This window comes from Nonomuraea lactucae (assembly GCF_003313395.1).
Classification (GTDB): Bacteria; Actinomycetota; Actinomycetes; order Streptosporangiales; family Streptosporangiaceae; genus Nonomuraea; species Nonomuraea lactucae.
Map to the genome: position 1 here is coordinate 21,351 of NZ_QNFZ01000266.1, position 6,750 is coordinate 28,100.

7 protein-coding genes and 1 pseudogene are annotated in these 6,750 nt (G+C 69.3%); 5 read left to right on the forward strand and 3 right to left on the reverse strand.

Annotated features, from left to right (window positions below; genetic code table 11):
• Positions 1–255 precede the first annotated feature (255 nt).
• From DQW85_RS17450 to DQW85_RS17465, 4 genes and pseudogenes are all read left to right on the forward strand, one after another.
• Positions 256–1,406, forward strand: a pseudogene (locus DQW85_RS17450) (CaiB/BaiF CoA transferase family protein).
• 39 nt (positions 1,407–1,445) lie between these two features.
• Complete coding sequence (locus DQW85_RS17455) at positions 1,446–2,150, forward strand: GntR family transcriptional regulator (RefSeq protein ID WP_205315195.1); 705 nt, start codon at positions 1,446–1,448, stop codon at positions 2,148–2,150.
• A 68-nt stretch (positions 2,151–2,218) separates the two neighbouring features.
• Entirely contained in the window at positions 2,219–3,334 is a 1,116-nt protein-coding gene (locus DQW85_RS17460; protein ID WP_113701361.1) for a CaiB/BaiF CoA transferase family protein, read from the forward strand.
• 26 nt (positions 3,335–3,360) lie between these two features.
• On the forward strand, positions 3,361–4,251 hold the full coding sequence (locus tag DQW85_RS17465) for an SMP-30/gluconolactonase/LRE family protein (protein WP_162795070.1): 891 nt from the start codon (positions 3,361–3,363) through the stop codon (positions 4,249–4,251).
• A 139-nt stretch (positions 4,252–4,390) separates the two neighbouring features.
• Here DQW85_RS17465 and DQW85_RS17470 read toward each other — a convergent pair whose 3' ends face one another.
• Genes DQW85_RS17470 through DQW85_RS17480 form a run of 3 tightly spaced genes read right to left on the reverse strand, consistent with a single transcriptional unit; the run spans position 4,391 to position 5,672 of the window.
• Entirely contained in the window at positions 4,391–4,834 is a 444-nt protein-coding gene (locus DQW85_RS17470; protein WP_113701363.1) for an SRPBCC family protein, read from the reverse strand.
• A 17-nt stretch (positions 4,835–4,851) separates the two neighbouring features.
• Entirely contained in the window at positions 4,852–5,214 is a 363-nt protein-coding gene (locus DQW85_RS17475; RefSeq protein ID WP_113701364.1) for an ArsR/SmtB family transcription factor, read from the reverse strand.
• Positions 5,211–5,672 carry an SRPBCC domain-containing protein gene (locus tag DQW85_RS17480; RefSeq protein WP_113701365.1) on the reverse strand — a complete coding sequence of 154 codons (462 nt, stop codon included), beginning with the start codon at positions 5,670–5,672 and terminating at the stop codon, positions 5,211–5,213. The genes DQW85_RS17475 and DQW85_RS17480 overlap by 4 nt, the downstream gene beginning before the upstream one ends.
• Before the next feature lie 502 nt (positions 5,673–6,174).
• Between DQW85_RS17480 and DQW85_RS17485 the strand changes: the two genes are divergently transcribed.
• Positions 6,175–6,450, forward strand: coding sequence for a tyrosine-type recombinase/integrase (locus tag DQW85_RS17485; protein ID WP_113701366.1), 276 nt, complete (start codon positions 6,175–6,177; stop codon positions 6,448–6,450).
• Positions 6,451–6,750: the final 300 nt, after the last annotated feature.

A 6,750-nucleotide genomic window follows, 5' to 3' on the forward strand; every position in this document is an offset into this window, starting at 1 on the left:
TTAGACCGTCGGGCACGTTTGCTCTACGGACGCCGGCCCGAGAGGCGGTTGAACGCGGTGACACACACTGAAGGTCGCGAGAACACGGCGTCCCAGACGGACGCGGTGTCTCAGACGGACGCGGTGACGGACGCGGTGTCCCAGACGGGCGACGCGCCGGGCGCGGTGTCCCAGACGGACGCGGTGACGGGCGCGGTGTCCCAGATGGGCGACGTGCCGGGCGCGGGTGCCCTCGAAGGCCTCCGCGTCGTCGAGATGGGCCAGTTGCTCGCCGGCCCCTACTGCGGCCAGTTGCTCGGCGACCACGGGGCCGATGTCATCAAGATCGAGCCACCGAAGCACGGCGACCCCATCCGCAAGTGGGGACGCGAGCAGGTGGCGGGGCAGCCGCTGTGGTGGCCGATCGTCGGACGCAACAAACGGTCGGTCACCTGTGACCTGCGCACCGCCGACGGGCAGCGGATCGCCAAGCGGCTGATCGCGAACGCCGACATCCTCATCGAGAACTTCCGCCCGGGCACGCTCGAACGGTGGGGCATGGGGTACGACGAGCTGTCGGCAGGCAACCCGGGACTGATCATGGTGCGCGTCAGCGGCTACGGGCAGACCGGTCCCTACGCCCATCGCGCGGGCTACGGCTCGATCGGCGAGGCCATGGGCGGTCTGCCGTCACCGGGAATCAGGAACAGCCGCCCTCCCGCTGCGGCGTCTCGATCGGCGACTCCCTCACGGCCACCTTCGCGTGCGTGGGCGCCCTGATCGCGCTCCACCGGCGCGGCCGCACGGGGCGGGGCCAGGTGGTGGATACCGCGATCTACGAGTCCGTCCTCGCCGTGATGGAGTCGACGATCCCCGAATGGGTGCTCGCCGGCCACCGGCGTGAGCGGACCGGGCCGGTCCTTCCGAATGTCGCGCCGAGCAACGTCTACCCCACGGCTGACGGCGACTGGGTGCTGATCGCCGCCAACGCCGACTCGGTGTTCGCGCGGCTCCTGCGCGTCATGGGGCGAGCGGACCTGGCCGACGACGCCACGTTCTGCACCCACGAGAGCCGCACGTCCAAGAGCGCTGAGGTCGACGGGATGATCGCGGCCTGGACCGCCTCGAACGAGGCGGACCACATCCTGGCCCTCCTGGACGAGAACGCCGTTCCGGCCGGCCGGATCTACACGGCGGAGAACATGGTCCACGATCCGCATTTCGCCGTCCGGTCGTCCATCGTGTCCGTGCCCCATGACGACTTCGGAGAGTTCCCGATGCAGAACGTCTTTCCCCGCCTCTCGACCACGCCGGGGAGGGTGCGCTGGACGGGGGCGCGCCTCGGGGCGCACACCGACGACGTCCTGACGGAAGCCGGCTTTCCGGCGGACGAGATCGAGCGGTTCCGAGCGGAGGGGGTGATCTAGCGGATCTTTGATGTGATATCAAACGTCGGGAGGGTGACGATGACAACCGACGACATGCGCCGTACGGCCCGCGGGGGCCGGACTGGGCGGCAGGTCAACCGGACCAACCTCAGTGCCGAGGTGGCCGGCCACATCAAAGAGCTGATCTTCGAAGGATCGCTGGAGGGAGGGCAGCGGATTCCCCAGGACGCCATCGCTGAGGACCTCGGCGTCAGCCGGCTCCCCGTCCGTGAGGCTCTCATCGGCCTGCAAGCGGACGGCCTGGTGGAGAACGAGCCTCACCGCGGCGCCTTCGTGGTGCCCCTCACCCGCGAAGACATCCGCGACCATTACGCGATGTACGGCTGGATCCAGGGACTCGCCGCCGCCCGGGCGGCGACCAAGATCGACGAATCCGTGGTCGAACGGCTCGAGGCGCTGATCGTGGAGATGCGGCGGCACCCCGACGCGCCCAGCACCAACGAGGCCCACTGGGAGTTCCACTCCCTGATCAATCATGTCGGCGGCAGCAGGCGGCTCAGATCGGTCCTTCGGCAGATGGCGCACAACCTGCCGCGCTCGGTGTACGACGTCCCACCGGCTGCGAGCCCGGAGGCGGAGGCGGGGCATCTGGAGATCGTGCAGGCCCTCCGCGCGGGCGACAGCACCCGCGTGGCCACGGCTTGCGAGGCGCACCTGAAGAGCGAGGGCGAACTCGTCGTGGCCGAGCTCGAACGGCGAGGGCTGTTCCGGCTGTCGCGCTGAGTGCCCGGCTGTCGCGCTGGGCGCTCAGCCTGGATCATGAATTTATCAAATATACGAAAGGTTGGAACGTGGCTGCACTTCCGCTCACAGGTATCCGCGTCGTCGAGTTCGCGGGCCTCGGGCCGGCACCGTTCGCCGCGATGATGCTCGCGGACTTCGGCGCAGAGGTTCTGCGCATCGCCCGACCGGGCGACCCGGCGTGGAGCGCGGGCATCGTCGAACGCGGGCGCCCCAGCCTGGAACTGGACCTCAAGGCGGAGGCGGGCCACCGGCAGGCCGCGGATCTCGTCCGGGCCGCGGACGTTCTGATCGAGGGCTTCCGCCCGGGTGTCATGGAGCGTCTCGGACTGGGCCCCGAGGAGTGTTCGAAAGAGAACCCTCGTCTGGTCTACGCGCGGATGACCGGCTGGGGCCAGGACGGACCGCTGGCGTCGGCCGCCGGGCATGACATCAACTACCTGGCCCTGACGGGAACGCTGTTCTCCCTCGCGAGGCGAGGTGAGGCGCCGATGCCACCGCTCAACCTCGTGGGCGACTACGGAGGCGGCGGGATGCTGCTGGCCTTCGGCGTCCTGCTCGCTCTCCTGGAGCGGGAGCACAGCGATCAGGGGCAGGTCGTCGACGCGGCGATGCTCGACGGCACGAACCTGCTCATGGCCGGCATCTGGAGCCGTGTCGCCCGCGGTGGCTGGTCCCCCGTTCCGGGGACGAACGACATCGACACCGGCGCCCCGTACTACAACGTCTACGGAACGGCCGACGGCCGGCACATGGCCGTCGGAGCGGTCGAGGCGGAGTTCTACGCCCGTGTCCTCGCCGTACTCGGCGTCGATCCCGGGCTCGCGGAATCGCAGCACGACAGGGCGCACTGGCCCGAAGCGCGGGAGGCGCTGGCCGAACGCTTCCGTGCGGAGCCGATGGAGCACTGGATCCGCGCGTTCGGCTCAGTCGACGCCTGCGTGAGCCCGGTGCTGACGCTGGAGGAGGCGCGGACCGATCCGCAGGTGACCGCGCGCGGGCTGCTTCCCACCGTGGACGGCACCGTCAACCCGGCTCCCGCGCCGAGGCTGCTCCGGACGCCTGCCCGGGACCTGACGGCGGCCGTACCAGACGCGCGCAGCGTGCTCGAACGGTGGACCACCGGCGCCGGCGAAGGCCCCGCCCGATCAGCCCCCGCCCGATGAGTTCTCGCCCGATGAGTTCTCGCCCGATGAGCGGCGCACCTCGGCGACTGCGGGTCCTCGCCCGCGGGCTGGGATTCACCGAAGGACCGGTCTGGACGGTGGACGGCCGGTTGCTGCTGGTGAGCGTGAACCGGGGCCGTATCTATGAGGCGTTCCTGGACTCCTCGGATCCCCGCCAGATCGCCGAGACCGGCGGCGGACCGAACGGCCTCGCCTGCGATGCCGATGGTGACGTCTGGATCTGCCAGAACGGCGGCCTGGCGATGAGGACCAAGTCCAGGATTCGCCGCGGCCCGTCCATCCAGGTGTTACGGCCGGGCACCGGAGAGGTGGTTACAGCCGCGGCCGGACCGTTCAGTTCGCCCAGTGACTGCGCGATGGGCCCCGACGGCCGCCTCTGGTTCACCGACCCCCGCAACCACCATCTCGATGACCGCGCGGAGCCCGGTCGTGTCTGGGCTCTCGACATCCGCACCATGCGGGCGGAGCCGGTGCTCGACGGCATCCTGTTCCCGAACGGGCTCGCCTTCGGCGACGGCGGCGCGGTGCTGTATGTCGCGGAGAGCGCCACCGGTCGCGTCCTTCGCTTCTCGGAGTCCTCCGCCGGATGGACCCGGGATCCTTGGGTGGCGCACCTGCCAAGGGGCGTACCGGACGGGCTCGCGGTCGACGTCGACGGGCACGTCTGGGTCGTCGGCAGCTTCAGCGGGGATGTCGTCCGGTTCACCGGGGACGGGAGGCCGGCTGAGACGATCGAGCTCGGCTCCGGCTTCATGCCCACCTCGCTCTGCTATGCGGGCGCCGAGCTCGACCAGATGGTGATCACCTCGGCTCGGGGCGGGTGCGTCGTGTCGTGGCAGGCCACGATACGGGGAATGCCCTTGTTCACCGAGAGCGCGACCGAGCGAACCGCGTAGCACCTGGAAGGATTCCCCTGGCCTCGCTGGCTTCCCAGGATCGACACGGCCGCTGACTGATCGGCGTCGCCCCTCGCCCCCGCCCCTCGCCCCTCGCCCCTCGCCCCTCGCCCGATCCTCATCCTCGGGCGTCGCCGGGTCAGTGCCAGTCGCTGATCCTCACGTCACGCGGCTCGGGGGCGCCTTCCCCGGTCTCGAGGAGCTGCTTGAGGCTCATCAGGAAGGTGCCCCACTTGGTGCTGCAGTGGTGCATGAACTCGACCGGCTCACGCCAGCCCTCGTGCTTGAACAGCACGATCGTGTAGTCACCATCCTGACGGAGGTCCCACCGCACGCTGGTGCCGATCCACTCCCGCGGTCCGTCCACGACTTCCCAGCGGACGAGCCGGCCCGGATCGAGCTCGGCGACCTTCATGTCGATCCCGCCCGGCCCGAACCGGAACTCGATCACGCCGCCGAGGTCGGTCTTCCCCGACGTCTTCTCGGCCCACCAGCCGGACAAGCCACCCAGGGTGGTGAGCGCGTCATATACCTGCTCCGGCGAGGACTGCTCGACGCCGATGCGGTGAAGGATGTCTGCCATCTCCGTGCTCCTCTCTTCTACTGCTTCTTCTCGGTCTCGTCGCTCGTGTCCTTGCCGCGCTGGATCGTCTCGGCGATGCGCTTGATGCGCTGGAGACGGGAGTCCCAGGCAGCGCCGACGTCGGCGAGCTGCGCGACGGCGCGGGCGAGCTGGGCCTGATCGACGCGGAACTGCTTCTCGCGACCCGCGGTGGTGGCACGCACCAGGCCGACCCGGCCGAGGACGACGAGGTGCTTCGCCACCGCCTGACGGGTCACCGGCAGGTGCTCGCTCAGGCTGGTCGCCGTCCCACTGCCCTCGCTCAGCAGCAGGTCGAGCATCCGGCGCCGGGTCGGGTCGCCGACCGCCGACCAGAGATCGTCGTCCACCGTCACGCTCATGCGCCCGCCCCGACCTTCGCCGCGTACGCCCGCAGCCGCGGCAGGAAGAAGTCCCAGCCGGTGACATGCTCGGCGTGCTCGGCGGCGACCTTCGCCTCGTCCCAGCCGCGCTCGCGGAAGCCGCTCTCGGTCATCCGCAGGAGCGTCCCCCTCCCGGCGGGCTCAAGCTCGAAGACGACCAGGAACGAGTTGCCCGGGGCAGCGGTCTCCCCCTCCTCGTGGGTCCACCGGAAGGAGAAGAGCCGCGGCGGCACGACGTCGACGACCGCGAACTGCACCCAGGTGCCCCCCTGCGAGCAGTCCCCGAAGCCGATCCGCCCCGCTCCCCCGGGAACGGCCGGGAACTCCGCCTCGTCCGGCCACCACTCGCGCAGGTGCTCGGGACTGCTCACCACGTCGAAGACGACCTCAGGTGAGGCGTCGATGCGGATCTCCCGCTCGATCGTGCCGAATTCCATAATCGCCCACCTTCTGCAACCCTTGGTTGCGTATCACTCTAGCCACCCCGCCAGCGATACGCAACCGCTGGTTGCGTGATGACGTGACCCGGCTCGGCCGACTGATCGTTCACACAGACTGCGGAGTGTCGCCTAGCGTGCACACCACGAGGGCGGTTGCGTCCCCGTTGAACGAGCCATCGAACCCCAGCACTACTTCGGCGCCGTCCGGGATCGTCTGGGAGGGATCAGCGCACGCTGCCCAAGCTTCCTTCTGTAGCCACGCCTCGATGGTCTCGATGCACCGCCCGAGCCGGTAGCGGCGGAACGCCGCCTCACGGGAGGTGCGCAGCGGAGCGCTTCACGGTGCAGGAAGTCGTCGAGGGCAGGGTTCGCGACGGCCCATGCCTGCTCGTCGTAGGTGGCAGAGCCGTTCGGCGCGGCGAACTCCCGGAAGTAGAACGCCGGGTCGTCGTCGGCCGGCCGTGCTCGACCAGGCGCCACATGATGCTGTCGGAGCCGGCTGCCGTCCGATCGATCCGCGCGCGACGACTGGGACGACTGGAAAGATCTTCTCAAGGTCGCCGAGGTGCGGGATGCCCGCGTGCACGACGGTCGGCACACGGCCGGGACGCTGTTGATTGAGCAGGGCGCGCACGTCCGCACGGTGCAAGAGATCCTCGGGCACTCCGACATCCGCCTGACTCAGCGCTACACACACGTGGCCTCGCCGATGGCTGAAGACGGCATGCAGCGGATGGGGCGTGCGCTCTGGGACGCGAATTTAGACCCGAACTGAGACCCCGGCACGAGACAGGGCGCCCTCCCCGAGAGGAGAACGCCCTGGTCAAGCTGTGGAGCCGCCTTGGGGATTCGAACCCCAGACCCCTTCATTACGAGTCAACGGCAGTGCCGTGGCAAGAGGCTTGGTGCGCTGGTCAGGCATGTGATGGTGTGCGGAGTGATGAGCTGCTGTAAGGGCGCGTTGCTGTACCTGTCTGCTGTACAGCGGAGGCGAGAACTGTCCGTGGCCATGTAAAAGTCCCCACAGGTGGCCAGTTCGAGGTCACCACTGATGGCCGGTTTAGGTCCCCACTTC